The following is a 15,840-nucleotide window of genomic DNA, read 5'->3' on the forward strand; positions in this document are numbered from 1 at the left end:
CTGCGTATCGCATCCCCTCGGGGACGAGTTCAGTTATGAATATACTGCAAGGGATTGACGGGGTGTCCGCCACTACGGATCTCGAAGTACAGCCCATCCTGGCCCAGTTCGCCGCCGCTGCCGACGGTGCCGATGGCCGTGCCGGTCTGCACCTCCTGACCCACGTGCACATCGCTCTGCCCCAGGTGACCGTAGATGGCCAACACCTTTTCCGCCTGCTGGACGATGACGATCTGACCGTAACCGCGCAATGGTCCGGAGTACAGGACCATGCCTGGAGCAATCGCGCTCACGGCCGTGCCCGGCGCCGCCGAGAAGGTGATGCCCTGCCAGTTGGGCCCACCCTGCATGCGCGGCGTTCCGAAGCGGGCGCCGATGGGCGCGCGTACGGGAGGTGGGAAGGGCCCGTGCCCTACCGCCGGGAGAGCCGGAGTCGGCGCGGCCGGCGGCGGTGTCGCTGGCACGGCCGGCACGGTGGCGATCTGCGGAGGCGTGATATGGGTGGTGGGCGGCGGCACCTGGGCCGCGCGGGCCTCCCGCTCCACCTGCTGTGCCCGTCGCGCTTCTTCGGCCCGTCGCCGCGCCGCTGCTTCCTCGGCGGCCTTGCGCTGGGCGGCGGCGCGAGCGGCTGCCTCTGCCGCCGCCTTGCGCCGTGCTGCGGCTATGGCCTCCTGCTGCTGCCGATATTCCTGTACGAGGCGAGTGACGAGCCCATCCAGTACCCGAGCATTGGCCTGTAGCTCCTGAATCTTGGCCTTGTCCGCGGCTATACGGTCGGCCAGCTGCTGCTCCAACTGGGCATGCTGCTGCCTCTGCTGCTCCAGGGTCTGTTCTTGGGTGCGCACCGCCTGGGCCAGCCGGGTGAGGTGCTGTTCTTGGGCCTTCAGGGCGTTGCGCTGTTCGGCAATGGCGGCCGTGGTCGCCTCGGTGCGGGTGATGAGTTCGCTGCGCGCCCGTGCCAGAGCCTGATAATAGACACTCAGGCGACCGATCTGCGCCGGTTTCTCGGTCTGCAGCCATACCGCCAGCGGGGTCAGGCTGCCAAGGGTATAGGCCGCCCGCAGTTGCTTGGCAAGGATATCCTTCTGTTGGGCCAGTTCGCTCTGCAACTGGGCGATGCGCTTTTCCAGCGCGTCGATCTTGCTATGCGTCGCCTGCTGCTCAGCGCGGATCTTCGCCAGTTTCTGCGTGCTCGCCTGGATCTTCTGGTCCAGAGCGGCGATTTCCGCGCGGATCTCTGCCTGGGTCTTCTGGCTGGCCGCAACGTGCGCCTGCAGGGCGCCAAGGCTGCTGTGAATGGATTGCAGGCGCTCGCGATTGCTTTCGATCTTCTGCTGCAGGTTGGCTGCCCCCGCCCCCGGAAGGACGCAGAGCAGACCCGCCCCCAGGAGCCACAGCACCGGGCGCGGGCGTCTTGCCATCAGAGCAGTTCGATCAGGCTGTGGCCGCCCATTTCCGGCGCCTTGGGCAGCCCCATGAGGGTGAGCAGGGTGGGAGCGATGTCCTCCAGGGCACCTCCGGAGCGCAGGCGCGCTGGGCGACCCAGATAGAGCAGCGGTACCGGGTTGCAGGTGTGGGAGGTGTGCGCCTGGCCGGAGCTCAGATCGCGCATCTGCTCCACATTACCGTGATCGGCCGTGATCAGCACCTCACCGCCGTGCTGGCGGATCGCTGCGACGATGCGTCCCAGCGCCGCATCCACCGCCTCTACCGCAGCGATGGCGGCGGCAAGGTTCCCCGTGTGCCCCACCATGTCGGGATTGGCGATGTTGGCGATGATGACGTCGTCCTCACGGCGGGCCACCCGATCCTCCAGGGCTGCTGCCAGGGCGTCTACGCTCATCTGCGGCTGCAGATCGTAGGTTGCCACGGGCGGCGAGGGGATGAGGATGCGTTCTTCGCCGGTGAAGACCTTTTCCTGACCGCCGTTGAAGAAAAAGGTCACGTGCGCGTATTTTTCCGTTTCGGCAATGCGCAGCTGCCGGCGACCGTGCCGGGCGACCCACTCACCGAAGGTGTTCTGCAGGCGCAGGGGTGGGAAGGCGACGGGCACGGCAAAGTTTTCGCTGTATTCCGTCAGGGTGACGAAGGCTGCGAGCTGGACCCGACGGCGCCGTTCGAAGCCGTCGAAATCCTCCTCGATGAAAGGGCGGGCGATCTGTCGGGCGCGATCCGAGCGGAAATTCATGAACAGTACGCTGTCGCCATCGGCCAGAAGGGCCGGCTCGCCGATGCGCGAGGCGGTGACGAACTCGTCGCTTTCGCCGCGGGCGTAGGCCGACGCCAATGCTTCCTCGGCGGTGGCATAGACCTCGCCATCGCCCAGGGTCAGGAGGTCGTAGGCGGCGCGAATGCGTTCCCAACGGTGGTCCCGATCCATGGCGTAATAGCGACCGATGAGGGTGGCCAGGCGTGCGCCGGTGGCCTCGAGCTCGGGCTGCAGACGCGCCAGGGAGGCCTCAGCGGAACGCGGGGCGGTGTCGCGTCCATCGAGGAAGGCGTGTACGTAGATGCGCTGGGCGCCACGGGTATGGGCAAGGCGCAGGGCGGCAAAGATGTGTTCTTCGTGAGAGTGCACGCCGCCGGGGGAGAGCAGGCCGAGTATGTGGACGGCACCGCCATTGGCTATCGCCGCATCGACGGCGCGACACAGCACGCCATTGCGGGCGAAACTGCCGTCGCGAATGGCCTGGTTGATCCGTTCGAACTCCTGGTAGACGACGCGCCCCGCGCCGAGGTTGATGTGCCCGACCTCGCTGTTGCCCATTTGCCCCCGCGGTAGGCCCACCGCTGCCTCCGAGGCCTGCAGCAGGGTGTGGGGCTGACTCTTCCACCAAGCGTCCCAATTGGGCGTGTGCGCCTGGGCGATGGCATTGTCGTCGGATGCTTCGCGATAGCCCCAACCGTCAAGGATGAGTAGGGTGATGGGACGGATGTGTTGCGGATTCACGTAACTCCTCGGGCGGTGGCGGGCCTCAGTTGAGTTTGCCGAATTCTAGACAAGTCCGGAGGCCGAGGCTACCAGGGGCTGCAGGTGCCAGATGTCGCGATTGTACTCGGCGATGCTGCGGTCGCTGGAAAAGCGGCCGCTGGCGGCGGTGTTGAGCACGCTCTGCCGCTGCCACTCCGTCTGATCGTGCCAGAGGGCCGCCACATCGTTCTGTCGGTGCTTGTAGCTGCTGAAATCCGCCAGCACCATCCACGGATCCGCCGGCGCGAGCAGGGCGTGCAGGATGGGGTCGAAGAGGCCCGGCTCGAAGGGATTGAAGTAACCGCTCTTGATGAGATCCATCACCCGTTCCAGATCTTCGTCTGCGGCGATGGCCTGCTGGGGATCGTACTGGGGTCGCAGACGGGCTACTTCCTCGGCGCGCAGACCGAAGAGGAAGAAGTTCTCCGGACCCACGGCCTCACGGATCTCGATATTGGCACCATCCAGGGTACCGATGGTCAGGGCGCCGTTCATCATGAATTTCATGTTGCCGGTGCCGGAGGCTTCCTTGCCGGCCGTGGAGATCTGCTCCGACAGGTCGGTGGCGGCACAGATCCGTTCCATGACGGAAACGCGGTAATCCGGCAGGAAGCACACCCGCAGCAGGCCGGCGGTATCGGGATCGTCATTGATGGTGGCGGCTACCTCGTTGATGAAGCGAATGATCCGCTTGGCCATGAAGTAACCGGGTGCGGCCTTGCCGGCGAAGAGCACGTTACGGGGGGTAATCTGGCTGGCCTCACCGCGTTTGATACGATCGTAGAGATGGATGACGTGCAGGGCATTGAGCAATTGCCGCTTGTATTCGTGGATACGCTTGACCTGGACGTCGAAGATGGCCTCCGGGATCAGCTCCACCCCCGTCTGTGCACGCACCAGGGCCGCCAGACGGGCCTTGTTGCCGCGCCGCACTTCGGCCCACTGGGCCCGGAACTGCGGATCGTCCGCCGCTGGTGCCAGGGCGGAGAGCTCTGCGAGGTCTTGCCGCCAGCCGTCGCCGATGCGCTGCGATATCAACGCCGACAGTTCCGGGTTGGCCCACTGCAGCCAGCGTCTGGGGGTCACGCCGTTGGTCTTGTTGTTGAAACGCTCGGGCCAGAGACGGTAAAAGTCGCGGAACAGTTCTTCCTTCAGGAGCTGCGTGTGCAGGGCGGCCACACCGTTGACGGAAAAACTGCCTACCACCGCCAGGTGGGCCATGCGGATCATGGGCTCCGGTCCCTCTTCGATGAGAGACAGACGTTGCAGCAGGCCGGTATCCCCCGGTGCGCGTTGCGCCACCTGCCGCAGGAAGCGAGCGTTGATCTCGTAGATGATCTCGAGTACCCGGGGCAGGAGATGGCCGAAAAGGCGTACCGGCCACTTCTCGAGAGCCTCTGGAAGCAGGGTGTGGTTGGTATAGGCCATGGTCTGGCTGGTGATGGACCAGGCCTCGTCCCAGCCCAGACCATGCTCGTCCAGGAGCAGGCGCATCAGTTCGGCCACGGCGACACTGGGGTGGGTGTCGTTGAGCTGAAAGCTGTGGCGCTGCGCGAACTGGCGGAAATCCTCACCCTGTTCGGCCGTCCAGTCGGCCAGCACATCCTGGAGGCTGGCGGAAGCCAGAAAGTACTGCTGCCGCAGGCGCAGCTCCTTGCCGTTCTCGCTGCTGTCGTTGGGGTAGAGCACCATGCTGATGTGCTCGGCCTCATTCTTGGCGGCGACGGCCTCGGGATAGGCGCCGGCGTTGAATTCGCCGAGATCGAAGACGTCGGTGGCCGCCGCCCGCCACAGACGCAAGGTATTGACGATGCCGTTGCGATAACCCGGTATGGGTATGTCGTAGGGCACGGCCAGGACATCGCGGGTATCCACCCAGCGTCGGTGCTCCTGGCCCTGGGCATCGCGGTAGCTTTCGCTGCGCCCGCCGAAGTGGACGCGCCGGACCCGCTCGGGTCGCTTGAGCTCCCAGGGATAACCGTTCTTCAGCCAGTGGTCCGGCTCCTCGCGTTGTTCGCCGCCGTGGATCTCCTGGCGGAACATGCCGTAGGCGTAGCGGATGCCATAACCTGTCACCGGCAGGGCCAGGGTCGCGCAGCTATCGAGAAAGCACGCCGCCAAGCGGCCCAGGCCACCGTTGCCCAGGCCCGCGTCCGGTTCGACATCCAACAGCTCCTGCAGATCGCGATGCTGCCGCTGCAGCGCCTCGCGGGTGTCTTCTTCGAGACCAAGATTCAAAAGGGTGTTGCCCAGCGCCCGGCCCAGCAGGAACTCGAGCGACAGGTAGAAGGCACGCTTGCCACCCTGTCGGTGACGCAGCTCGCTGGTGCGTTTCCAGTTCTGCGCCAGACGGTCGCGCAGGGTCAGGCCAAGGGCCGTGTAGACCGCCAGCGGACTGGCCCGGCCGGCGTCCTGGCCGAGACCCAGCTCGAGATAGCGCAGTAGGTCACGGCATAAGGTATCGGCGTCCGTACCCAGGGGTTCCAGGCGACAGGGGCGTTCCGATGGGAGGGGCTGGCTGGACATGCGGCGCTCCTAAGGTCTGCGTTGGGCCCCATGATAGGGTGCCACACCGGGGATGGGAAGGGCCGCTACCCAGCGCGGGTATTGCAGGGCGGGGGGCTCCCCCGTTCCCCAAGGCAATACCCCAAGCTGGAGCCGTATGCGCGCTCAGTCCGCCTGACGCCGCAGGAAGGCGGGGATGTCCAGGTCCGAGTAGTCCGGCGCACTGTGCCGACCGCCCGCCGCGACGGCGCGCTGCTCTGCCGCCTGTCGCTGTCCCGTGGGTTTATCGAGATTGCGCCATTCGGCAGCGGTGCTGGGCGAGACCAGGGCGCCGCGGGCGCGCAGGTTGTCTGCGGCCAGGCGGACGGGTTCCCGCTGCAGGCCCGTTGCCACCACCGTCACCCGCAGCTCTCCATCGAGATCCGGATCCAGTACCGTTCCCACCTTGACGTTGGCGTCGTCGGCGGCGTAGCTGCGGATGAGTTCGCCCACTTCTTCGAACTCGCCCAGGGTCAGGTCGGTACCGGCAGTGATGTTGACCAGGATGCCGCGGGCGCCGGCCAGATTGATGTCGTCCAGGAGCGGACTGCTGGCGGCCCGACTGGCGGCGTCCCGCGCCCGGTTTTCACCGCGGCCACTGGCAGCGCCCATCATGGCCAGACCCATGCCGGACATGACGGTACGCACGTCGGCGAAATCCAGGTTCATGAGGCCGGGACGGGTGACCAGTTCGGAGATGCCCTGCACCGCGCCCAGCAGGATGTTGTCCGCCGCCTGATAGGCATCCTTGAGACTGATGTTCTTGCCCAATACCGCCAGGAGCTTCTCGTTGGGGATGATGACCAGGGAGTCGACGTGCTGGGATAGCTCGTCGATTCCGGCCAGGGCGTGCTGCTGTCTTTTCTTTCCTTCGAAATTGAAGGGCTTGGTGACGACGCCGACGGTGAGGATACCCATGTCGCGGGCGATGGAGGCAACCACGGGGGCGGCGCCGGTGCCGGTGCCGCCACCCATGCCGGTGGTGATGAAGACCATGTCGGCCTTTTCCAGGGCGGCGCGAATCTCCTCACGGCATTCCTCCGCGGCCTTGCGCCCGACTTCGGGGTCGGCTCCGGCCCCGAGGCCGCGAGTCAACTCGGCGCCCAGCTGGACGGTACGGTTGGCCTGGGAATGGCGCAGGGCCTGGGCATCGGTATTGGCGGAGATGAACTCCACGCCCTCGAGACCGGCACTGGCCATGTTGTTGACGGCATTGCCACCGCCGCCGCCGACACCGATGACCTTGATGACGGCACCTTCTTGTTCACATTCGCTGAGTTCGTACATGTCTGTATCCTCTTGGCTGATCCTGGGTTTTTGGGGGCGTTGTTGCCTTAACCGAAACTTGTCTCTACCCACGAGCGCATTTTCCGGAAGACACCGGCAAAGCTCGTGTCCATGGCCTTGTCGCGGGAGGCCTGGGAGGCCGCCGCCGGGGCTTGGGCCGGCTCGGCCTGACCGCTCAACTGATTGTGCAGACCGTACATGACCAGACCGACGCCGGTGGCGTGGTTGGGCAGGCGGACCACGCTTTCCATGCCCGGCAGGTGCATGGGCTCGCCCACGCGCACGGGCAGATGCAGAATTTCCTCGGCCAGTTCTGCCATGCCCTCGAGGCGGCTGGAACCGCCGGTGATGACCACGCCCGCCGCCACCAGATCCTCGTAGCCGGTGCGCCGCAGCTCGGCCTGGATCAACTCAAAGAGCTCCTTGACCCGGGGCTCGATGATGTCTCCCAGAATACGCCGGGAGATGGTGCGGGGCGGGCGGGTGCCGACGCTGGGGACGGGGATCTCGTCGTCCATCTCGATGAGATCGCCCAAGGCGCAGCCGTAGAGCTTCTTGATCTGCTCTGCCTCCACTGGGGGGGTGCGCAGGCCGAGGGCGATGTCGTTGGTGATCTGGTCGCCGGCGATGGGAATGACGGCGGTGTGGCGCACCGCACCGTCGCGGAAGATGGCGATATCCGTGGTCCCGCCGCCGATGTCCACCAGGCAGACCCCCAGTTCCTTTTCATCGCTGGTGAGGACCGCATCCGCAGACGCCAGTTGTTCCAGGACCAGATCCTGGACCTGTAGACCGCAGCGCTCGACACACTTGCTGATGTTCTGGGCGGCACTGACGGCTCCGGTGACGATGTGCACCCGTGCCTCGAGGCGCACGCCGGACATGCCGATGGGGTCGCGAACGCCCTCCTGGCTGTCGATCATGAATTCCTGGGGCAGAATGTGGATGACGTTCTGATCCTGGGGGATGACGATGGCGCGGGCGGCATCCATGACCCGACCGATGTCCTCGTTGCTCACTTCCTTGTTCTTGATGGCGACGATGCCGTGGCTGTTGTACCCGTGGATGTGGCCGCCGGCGATGCCTACCACGGCGCCGCGGATCTGCACCCCGGCCATGAGCTCGGCTTCCTGGACGGCGCGGGTAATGGCCTGAACCGTGGATTCGATGTCCACCACCACGCCTTTCTTGAGTCCGCGGGACGGGTGCTGGCCAACGCCGATGATCTCCGCTTCGCGTCCGCCACGGGCCTGGGCCACGATGCAGGCGACCTTGGAAGTTCCGATATCCAGGCCGACGATGAGTTCCTGATTGCTGCGCTTCATGTCATTTCTCTCCTTGGGATGTTCCATCCCCTTGTGCCGAACCAGACTTGGTCGCCCCCGGCAGAGCGACCGCGAAACCATTGTCGTAACGCAGATCCATGGTCGCTCCGGCGACCAGGTAGGACTGGAGCTGAGGTACCACCGCGACCCAGCGACGGAGGGTTCCTTCGGGATCCTGGGCGCCGAGGACGAGGCGCACACCATCGCTCAGAATGCAGCGCCAGCCGCCACTGGGCACCTGCTCCAGAGCGGTCACCCGCAGGCTTAAGGGGCTGAGGATGCCGTCGAAGGTCTTCAGGGCGTCCAGCAGTGCCGCGCCGGACTGCGCCGGCCCATACAGGCTCGGGAGGTCCTTGGGGACCTCACGGTCGGGCACCGTGAATATCTCGCCATGGTTCGAGAGCAGTTGACCGCTACCGCCCAACCAGCGCGCTGCCGCCTGATAGCGGGTCAGCTGCACGTCCAGACGGTCCGGCCACACCCGCCGAACATCGGCGTTGGCGACCCAGGGGAGCCGCATCAGGGAGGCCCGTACGGCTTGGGGATCCAGCCAGAGGAAACCTTGCTGCAGGTAGGGACGCAGCACGCCATTGACCTCTGGCAACGGGACCTGCGGCGCCAGGCCTTCTATGTGGATGGTCTCGATGGGCATGAAAGCGGGATTGCGTAAGGTCTGCCAGCCCAGCCAGCTTCCCCAGGCCAGGACGCTGAGGCCGAGTCCCAGGGCCAGTCCCCGACCATAGAAGCGCCAGGGAAAGGGCCGGCGTTGGACGCCGGCTCCTGTCCCTGCTGCGGGCTTCTCTTGGAGCGGGCGGGCTGGCGGCGTACGCCGCGCTACAGCGGCGGGCTCCGTCGTAACGGTGCTGTTCTGGGCACGCCAATGGCGCATGTCGCGCATCACGCTAACCACGATTCCATCTCCTTTGAGCGGTGCTCACTATCTCCAGACACAGCTCGGTCATACTCCAGCCCATGGCCTTGGCGGCCATGGGAATCAGACTGTGGTCGGTCATCCCCGGTACGGCATTGAGCTCGAGCAGGTAGATGTCCTGACGGTCATCGACGAGAAAATCCACCCGCCCCCAATCGCAGCCGTCGAGCTCCCGGAAGGCCTGCAAGGCCAGTTCCTGCAGGCGCCGTTCCGTCGCCGCGGGAAGACCGGAAGGCAGCAGATACTCGGTATCGTCGGCCAAATACTTGGCTTCGTAATCGTAAAAGAGTCGATGAGGACGAATGACGATGGGCGGCATGGCGCGTTCGCCGACGATCCCCACCGTTGCTTCCAGCCCCAGAACGGCTTCCTCCACCAGGATCTCCGAGTCCACGGCGAAAGCCCGCGCCATGGCCTCACCCAGGTCCTCTGCCCTTTCCACTCGACTGATGCCGAGGCTGGAGCCGGCGCGGTTGGGTTTGACAAAGACCGGCCATTGGGAGATCCGCAGTGGGTCTGGCGCCTCTCCCCGGCGCAGCCGCCGGCCACGGGTGGTGGGCAGGCCCGCGGCCTGCCAAAGACGTTTGCTGCGCCACTTATCCATGGCCAGGGCGCTGGCCAGCACCCCGCTGCCGGTGTAGGGCAGCCCGCTGGCTTCGAGGCAGGCCTGGAGCAGGCCGTCCTCGCCAAACTGCCCGTGGCAGACATTGAAGACGAAGTCCGCGCCACTTTCGGCCAACTGCGCCTGGATCCGGCGCGGCTCGACGTCGATCTGGACGACGCGCACTGCGGCGCTTTCCAGGGCGCGGCGCACGGCTGCGGCGCTGGCCAGGGATACGTCCCGCTCTCCGGATGGGCCGCCGCAGAGAAGGGCGATGGTCGGCCATTCAGACATCGTCATCCTCCCCGATCACCCGCATTTCCGGAATCAACAGTACCTCGAAACGGCGCCGTACCTCGTCTTGAACCTCCTGCACCAGGGCCTCGATCTGCGTGGCCCGGGCGGCACCACGATTGACGATGAAGTTGGCGTGCTGAGGGCTGACCTCGGCATCGCCGATGCGTCGCCCCTTGAGTCCCGCCGCTTCGATGAGGCGGGCCGCGTAGTCGCCCGGCGGGTTGCGAAAAACGGAGCCGCAGCTCGGCCACTCCAGAGGCTGGGTGGCGGCACGGCGCTCCTGACCGGCTCGCAGTCGCGCCTGCACCGCCCCCGGTTCATCGGCAGTCAGGCGCAGGGCGGCGCGCACGAAGCAGTCCGGACCCAGCCCCTGCACCTCCCGATAGGCGATGCGAAAGGCCGTCGGCGGCAGGCGGCGCAGTTCACCCGTCGGGCTCAGGGTTTCCACCCACTCCACCCGTTGCCAGGTCTCACTTCCATGGGCGCCGGCATTCATGGCCAGACAGCCGCCCAGGGTTCCCGGGATACCCGCGAGGAACTCGGCACCAGCCAGGCCCGCACGGGCGGCAAAGTGGGCAAGCTTGACGGCACCCACACCGGCCTCGGCGACGATGAGGTCCGGCTCTGCCAGTTCCATGCGCTGCAGGCCGTGGGCAAAACAGATTACCGTGCCGCGCAGGCCGCCATCCCGCACCAGGAGATTGCTGCCCAGACCCAGCCAATGGATGGGTGGCACCGCAAAGTGGTGGAGGAAGTAATGGAGATCGGCAAAATCCTGTGGCATGTAGAAGCGATCCGCCGGCCCACCCACCCGCCAACTGGTGTGGCGATCCAGGCGTTCGCCGAGGCGCAAGCGTCCGCCGCTCATGCTGCACCTCCGCTACCGAAGATGGCGGGCCAGAGATTGGCCCAGCGGGCGATGCTACCGGCGCCGGCGCAGATCAGAACGGCGCCTGCGGGCAGTAGCGGCAGGATGAGCTCCGGCTGCTCCAGGGCCGCCGGCAGATAATCCGCCTGCCGACCGGAAGCGGTCACGGCCGCGGCAAGATGGGCGCTGTCCACGCCGGCTATGGCCGCTTCGCCGGCGCTGTAGACGTCCAGCAGGATGCTGCGATCCGCCTCTCCCAGCACCTGGACGAAGTCGGCGAAGAGATCGCGCGTGCGACTGAATCGGTGCGGTTGAAAGGCGAGCACGAGAGGTCGGTCTGGCCACATGTCCCGCGCCGCTGCCAAGGTCGCTGCCAATTCCCGAGGGTGATGACCGTAGTCGTCGACAATGGTGACGCCGGCGAAGTCGCCGAGGATCTCGAAGCGCCGACCGACACCGCGAAAATCCGCCAGGGCTGTGCGAATGGTCTCGGCGCGGACCCCAACCTTGCTGGCAATGCCCATGGCTGCCAGGGCATTGAGCACATTGTGGCGGCCGGGAATGGCCAGCTCCGCGTCCAGCCAGTGTACCGCCTCGCCATCCACCCGCCGCCAGACCTCGAACTGGGATCGTCCCTGGACCTGACGCCAGTGGCGGGCCTGTAGATCGGCCGCGGGCGAGAAACCGTAGCCCAGTACCGGCGAGCGCAGTTCCGGGATAAGACCGCGCACCAGCGGATCGTCGGTGCAGAGTACCGCCAGACCGTAGAAAGGCAGTCGTTGCAGAAACTGCAGGAAGGCGCGGCGCAATTCCTCGAGACTGCCGCCATAGGTGTCCATGTGATCGGCATCGATGTTGGTGACCACTGCCATGACTGGCGCGAGGTATAGGAAAGAGGCGTCGGATTCGTCCGCCTCGGCCACCAGATACTCGCCATCACCGAGGCGCGCGTTGGTGCCGGCACTCTTCAGCAGCCCGCCGATGACGAAGGTCGGGTCCAGACCCGCCACCGCAAGGATGCTGGCGATGAGGCTCGTGGTCGTGGTTTTGCCGTGGGTGCCGGCGACGGCGATACCCTGGCGGAAGCGCATGAGTTCCGCCAGCATCTCCGCGCGCCGGATCACCGGAATCCGTTGGTCCCGCGCCGCCTGCACCTCGGGGTTGCTCTCGGGAACCGCCGAGGAGATGACCACGACGTCGGCGCCGCGCACGTTGGCCGCTTCGTGCCCACTGAAGATGCGCGCACCCAGATCCTCCAGACGCAGGGTGGCGGCACTGGCGCGCAGATCGGAACCGGACACGGCATAGCCCAGATTGAGGAGCACCTCGGCAATGCCGCGCATGCCGCTGCCGCCGATGCCCACCATGTGAATCTGCCGTACCCAGTTACGCATGGCAGAGCTCCTCGCAGGCAGCGGCCACTCTCTGCGCCGCATCGGTGCGTGCCTGGGCGCGGGCTGCTTCTGCCCAGCGGCGCAGCAGCTCGGTATCCGCCAGCAGGGGAGCGAGGATGCTGCGCAGTCCCTCCCCGTCCAGATCCTCCTGCCGCAGCATACGCCCCGCCCCCGCCTGCTCCAGAAAGCGGGCGTTGGCAGCCTGGTGGTCGTCAACGGCATAAGGGTATGGGATCAGCAAGGCCCCGAGGCCCGCCGCCGCCAGTTCTGCCACGGTCGCCGCGCCGGCCCGACAGATGGCCAGATCCGCCCAGCCCAGCGCCTCGGCCATGTCCTCGATGAAGGCGTCCACCCGCGCCACCACACCCGCCTCGGCGTAGGCCCTGCGCGTATTTTCCAGGTGCTCGGCGCCGGTCTGATGCCAGATTTCCGGACGTTCACCTGCCTCGAAGCTGGCCAGCGCGGCTACGACGATCTCGTTGAGGACCTTGGCGCCGCGGCTGCCACCCAGAACCAAGAGGCGACCCGGTCCGGTTCTCCCCGCCAGTCGCGCCTGCGGCTCTGGCAACGCGGCGATTTCCGGACGCACGGGGTTACCCACCCACTCCGCCTTGGCCCAGGGCGCATGGGGGAAGCCCGTGAACACCCGACGTGCCAAGGGTGCCAGCAAGCGATTGCTGAGGCCGGCAACCGCATTCTGTTCGTGCAGACACAAGGGACGGCCCAGGGTCCAAGCCGCCAGACCGACGGGTGCCGAGACATAGCCTCCCATGCCGAGGACGACCTGGCTGCCGCAGGTGCGAAGGATCCGCCGTGCTTCCACCAGGGCCCGGCCGAGACGCCAGGGCAGGAGCAGCCAGCCAGCCAGTCCCTTGCCCCGCAGGCCGCGCATGTTCAGGCAATGCAGGGGGTAGCCGCGGGCCGGAACCAGGGTAGTCTCCATGCCCTGTGGGGTACCGGCAAAGTCCACCTGTAGACCGTCTCGGCGCAGGCAATCGGCCACGGCCAAGGCGGGGAAGATGTGGCCGCCGGTACCACCGGCGGCGATGAGCACCCGGCCCCTGGCGATGCTTGTGGTCGGCACGGATTCAGCCATGGGCCACCTCCGCCGGCTGCTCGGACGGCTCGCGCTTTACGGCGGGGTAGCGGCGACTGACCGCCAACACCACCCCCAGGGTGGCACAGAGAAAGACCAGCGCGCTGCCGCCGTAGCTGATCAGGGGCAGGGCGAAGCCTTTGGTGGGCAGGGCGCCCAGATTGACGCCCATGGAAAGCACGGCTTCGCCCCCGAACCAGGTGAGGGCGCCGTAGCAGAAGAGGGCATAGAAGGCGTCACCCGCCGCCGCCGCCCGCCGCCCGATGCGGTAGATGCGCCAACTGGCGATGGCGTAGAGGATGGCCAGTGCCCAGACCCCCACCAGCCCCAACTCCTCACCGATCACCGCCAGGATGAAATCGGTATAGGATTCGGGCAGATAGAAATACTTCATGATCCCGTCGCCAAGGCCAACTCCGAATATTCCGCCACGGCCGAAAGCAATGAGCGACTGCACGAGCTGAAAGCCCGCCCCGTAGGGATCGGCCCAGGGATTCTGGAAGGCGGTGATACGCGCCAGACGATAGGGCGCGGAAATGGCCAGGAAGCTCAGGGCACCGCCCGCTACCAGACCCGCCAGGAGCACATAGCCCAAGGGCAGGCCACCCAGGAAGAGGAGCACCCCGGTGATGAGCACGACCATGGCGTAGGAGCCAAAATCCGGCTGCAGCAGGAGCAAAACCCCGAGCAGCCCCAGCACCAGGAAGATCGGCCACAGGCCTTCCTTGAATTTGCCCAGGAGGTCGCCTTTGCGAACCACATAGCGGGAGATGAAGAGCAGCAAGGCAAACTTCAAAAGCTCCGATGGCTGCAGACGGACGACGATCAGATTCAGCCAGCGATGGGAGCCATTGACGGACACGCCGATCACGGGCAGGAAGACCATGACCAAGGTGATCAGCGATAGCCCCATCAGCGGAAAGGTCATGCGCTCCCAAAAATCCAGATCGATGCGGCTGAAGTAATAGAGGACCGCAGCGGCCAGCACGGCGTAGAGCGCCTGCCGCTCCGCGAAGTAGAAGGCGTTGCCAGTCTCGTGCTGGGCCACGGGGGCGCTGGCGGAGTAGACCATGACCAGACCGAAGCAGAGTAGAACGATGACGATCCACCAGAGGGTGAGATCGGCGGGGCCATCTTCCGCCAGCCACCAGCTGGGTTTCTTCACGGCGTCACCTCCCGCAGCATTGCCTGGACGGCGGCGGCGAACTGCCGCCCCCGGTCGCGATAGTCCTGGAACATGTCGAGGCTCGCGCAGGCCGGCGACAGCAAGACCTGGTCGCCGGGCTGGGCCATGGTGGCAGCGGCCTGCACCGCCGCCGCCATGCCGCCCTCGCGAATGCGCCGAATGGGCAAGGCGCCGGCGAGGATATTCTCGAGCGATTCCGCATCCTTGCCGAGGAGCACCGCACCCCTTTGCCCCTGAAGGGCCGCGCGCAAGGGGCTGAGGTCCGCCCCCTTGGCGTCGCCGCCCAGGATCAGCACCAGGGGCCCCGGCAGGGCCTCGATGGCTCGCAGGCTCGCGCCCAGATTGGTGCCTTTGGAATCGTCGTAGTAATCCACTCCGTCCACCCGGGCCACCCACTGCAGCCGATGCGGCAAACCGCGAAAGTCCTTCGCCGCTTGGCGGATGGCGGCCTGCGGAAGGTCCAGCGCGCTGGCCATGAGCGCGGCCGCAAGGACGTTTTCGCGGTTGTGTGCACCCGGTAGGTGAAGCTCGTCTACAGCGAGGCTCGCTGCGGGCGGCCAGTGCAGGGCCTGCGCGTCCGCCCAGGCGTCCGCCGCCGGTGAGTGGCCGAAGGTGCGCAGGCGCACCCCGGCCGGTATGCGCGGCGGCAAAGTCTGCAGTGCCGGGTCCTCCGCATTCAGCACCACGGTGTCGCCCTCGCCCATGGCCCGGAAGATCCGTGCCTTGGCGTCAAGGTACGCGTCCATGTCGCCGTGCCAGTCCAGATGGTCGGGGCTGAGATTGAGGATGGCGGCCACCTGTGGGCGGAAGTCGCTACAGTAGTGGAGCTGGAAACTGGAAAGTTCCAGGACGTAAAGTGCGGACGCGGGGACGTTCTCCGCCGGCAGAAGATCCAAGGCCGGTGTGCCCAGATTACCCCCTACGGCCACTTCGATGCCGGCGGCCCGAGCCATCTCGCCGAGCAGCGTGGTCACCGTGCTCTTGCCATTACTGCCGGTGATGGCAGCGATGGGCGCGCCGGCCAAGCGGCCGAAAAGTTCGATATCGCTCCACAGGGCGATACCTTCCGCCTGCGCGCGACGCAGAGCCGCCAGGGTGGGCGGTAGGCCGGGACTCACCAGGACCAGGTCGGCGCCCAGCAGGGCGTCCTCCGGGAGCTCGCCAAAGTGCAGATCGCAGCCGGGGAATTCCTCCGCCCAGGGGCGCACCGTCGCGAGCTGGGCGCGGGTGTCGAAGGCCTGCGGCTGCAGTCCCTCCCGCTGGGCCCAGCGCAGACAGGACAGGCCCGTCTGGCCGAGGCCCAGGATGCGGATGTCGAGATTTTGCCAGGGCGTATGCAT

General features: G+C 66.4%; 12 protein-coding genes. All 12 read right to left on the reverse strand.

What is annotated here, in order from left to right; genetic code table 11:
* Nucleotides 1-29: 29 nt before the first annotated feature.
* Complete coding sequence (locus Q0C23_RS04985; RefSeq protein ID WP_291511283.1) at nt 30-1,421, reverse strand: peptidoglycan DD-metalloendopeptidase family protein; 1,392 nt, start codon at nt 1,419-1,421, stop codon at nt 30-32.
* Nucleotides 1,421-2,950, reverse strand: a complete 1,530-nt coding sequence (gene gpmI, locus Q0C23_RS04990; protein ID WP_291511284.1) for a 2,3-bisphosphoglycerate-independent phosphoglycerate mutase — start codon at nt 2,948-2,950, stop codon at nt 1,421-1,423. The genes Q0C23_RS04985 and gpmI overlap by 1 nt, the downstream gene beginning before the upstream one ends.
* A gap of 45 nt (nt 2,951-2,995) precedes the next feature.
* On the reverse strand, nt 2,996-5,497 hold the full coding sequence (locus Q0C23_RS04995; protein ID WP_291511285.1) for a glycogen/starch/alpha-glucan phosphorylase: 2,502 nt from the start codon (nt 5,495-5,497) through the stop codon (nt 2,996-2,998).
* Between the two features lie 144 nt (nt 5,498-5,641).
* Complete coding sequence (gene ftsZ, locus Q0C23_RS05000) at nt 5,642-6,802, reverse strand: cell division protein FtsZ (RefSeq protein WP_291511286.1); 1,161 nt, start codon at nt 6,800-6,802, stop codon at nt 5,642-5,644.
* Between the two features lie 47 nt (nt 6,803-6,849).
* Nucleotides 6,850-8,127 (reverse strand): cell division protein FtsA, encoded by a 1,278-nt coding sequence (ftsA, locus tag Q0C23_RS05005; RefSeq protein WP_291511287.1) that lies wholly within the window; start codon nt 8,125-8,127, stop codon nt 6,850-6,852.
* A 1-nt stretch (nt 8,128) separates the two neighbouring features.
* Nucleotides 8,129-9,037: a cell division protein FtsQ/DivIB gene (locus Q0C23_RS05010; RefSeq protein WP_291511288.1), complete on the reverse strand. Its 909-nt coding sequence runs from the start codon at nt 9,035-9,037 to the stop codon at nt 8,129-8,131.
* Nucleotides 9,030-9,953 (reverse strand): D-alanine--D-alanine ligase, encoded by a 924-nt coding sequence (locus tag Q0C23_RS05015; RefSeq protein WP_291511289.1) that lies wholly within the window; start codon nt 9,951-9,953, stop codon nt 9,030-9,032. The genes Q0C23_RS05010 and Q0C23_RS05015 overlap by 8 nt, the downstream gene beginning before the upstream one ends.
* On the reverse strand, nt 9,946-10,824 hold the full coding sequence (gene murB, locus Q0C23_RS05020; protein WP_291511290.1) for a UDP-N-acetylmuramate dehydrogenase: 879 nt from the start codon (nt 10,822-10,824) through the stop codon (nt 9,946-9,948). Before murB ends, Q0C23_RS05015 begins: the two co-directional genes overlap by 8 nt.
* Nucleotides 10,821-12,218: a UDP-N-acetylmuramate--L-alanine ligase gene (murC, locus tag Q0C23_RS05025; RefSeq protein ID WP_291511291.1), complete on the reverse strand. Its 1,398-nt coding sequence runs from the start codon at nt 12,216-12,218 to the stop codon at nt 10,821-10,823. Before murC ends, murB begins: the two co-directional genes overlap by 4 nt.
* Nucleotides 12,211-13,314, reverse strand: coding sequence for an undecaprenyldiphospho-muramoylpentapeptide beta-N-acetylglucosaminyltransferase (gene murG, locus Q0C23_RS05030; protein WP_291511292.1), 1,104 nt, complete (start codon nt 13,312-13,314; stop codon nt 12,211-12,213). Before murG ends, murC begins: the two co-directional genes overlap by 8 nt.
* Nucleotides 13,307-14,479: a putative lipid II flippase FtsW gene (ftsW, locus tag Q0C23_RS05035; protein ID WP_291511293.1), complete on the reverse strand. Its 1,173-nt coding sequence runs from the start codon at nt 14,477-14,479 to the stop codon at nt 13,307-13,309. The genes murG and ftsW overlap by 8 nt, the downstream gene beginning before the upstream one ends.
* The gene (gene murD, locus Q0C23_RS05040) at nt 14,476-15,840 is read right to left on the reverse strand and encodes a UDP-N-acetylmuramoyl-L-alanine--D-glutamate ligase (RefSeq protein ID WP_291511294.1); all 1,365 of its coding nucleotides are present in this window, start codon (nt 15,838-15,840) and stop codon (nt 14,476-14,478) included. The genes ftsW and murD overlap by 4 nt, the downstream gene beginning before the upstream one ends.

Source organism: Acidithiobacillus sp. (genome assembly GCF_023256195.1).
Taxonomy (GTDB): Bacteria; Pseudomonadota; Gammaproteobacteria; order Acidithiobacillales; family Acidithiobacillaceae; genus Acidithiobacillus_A.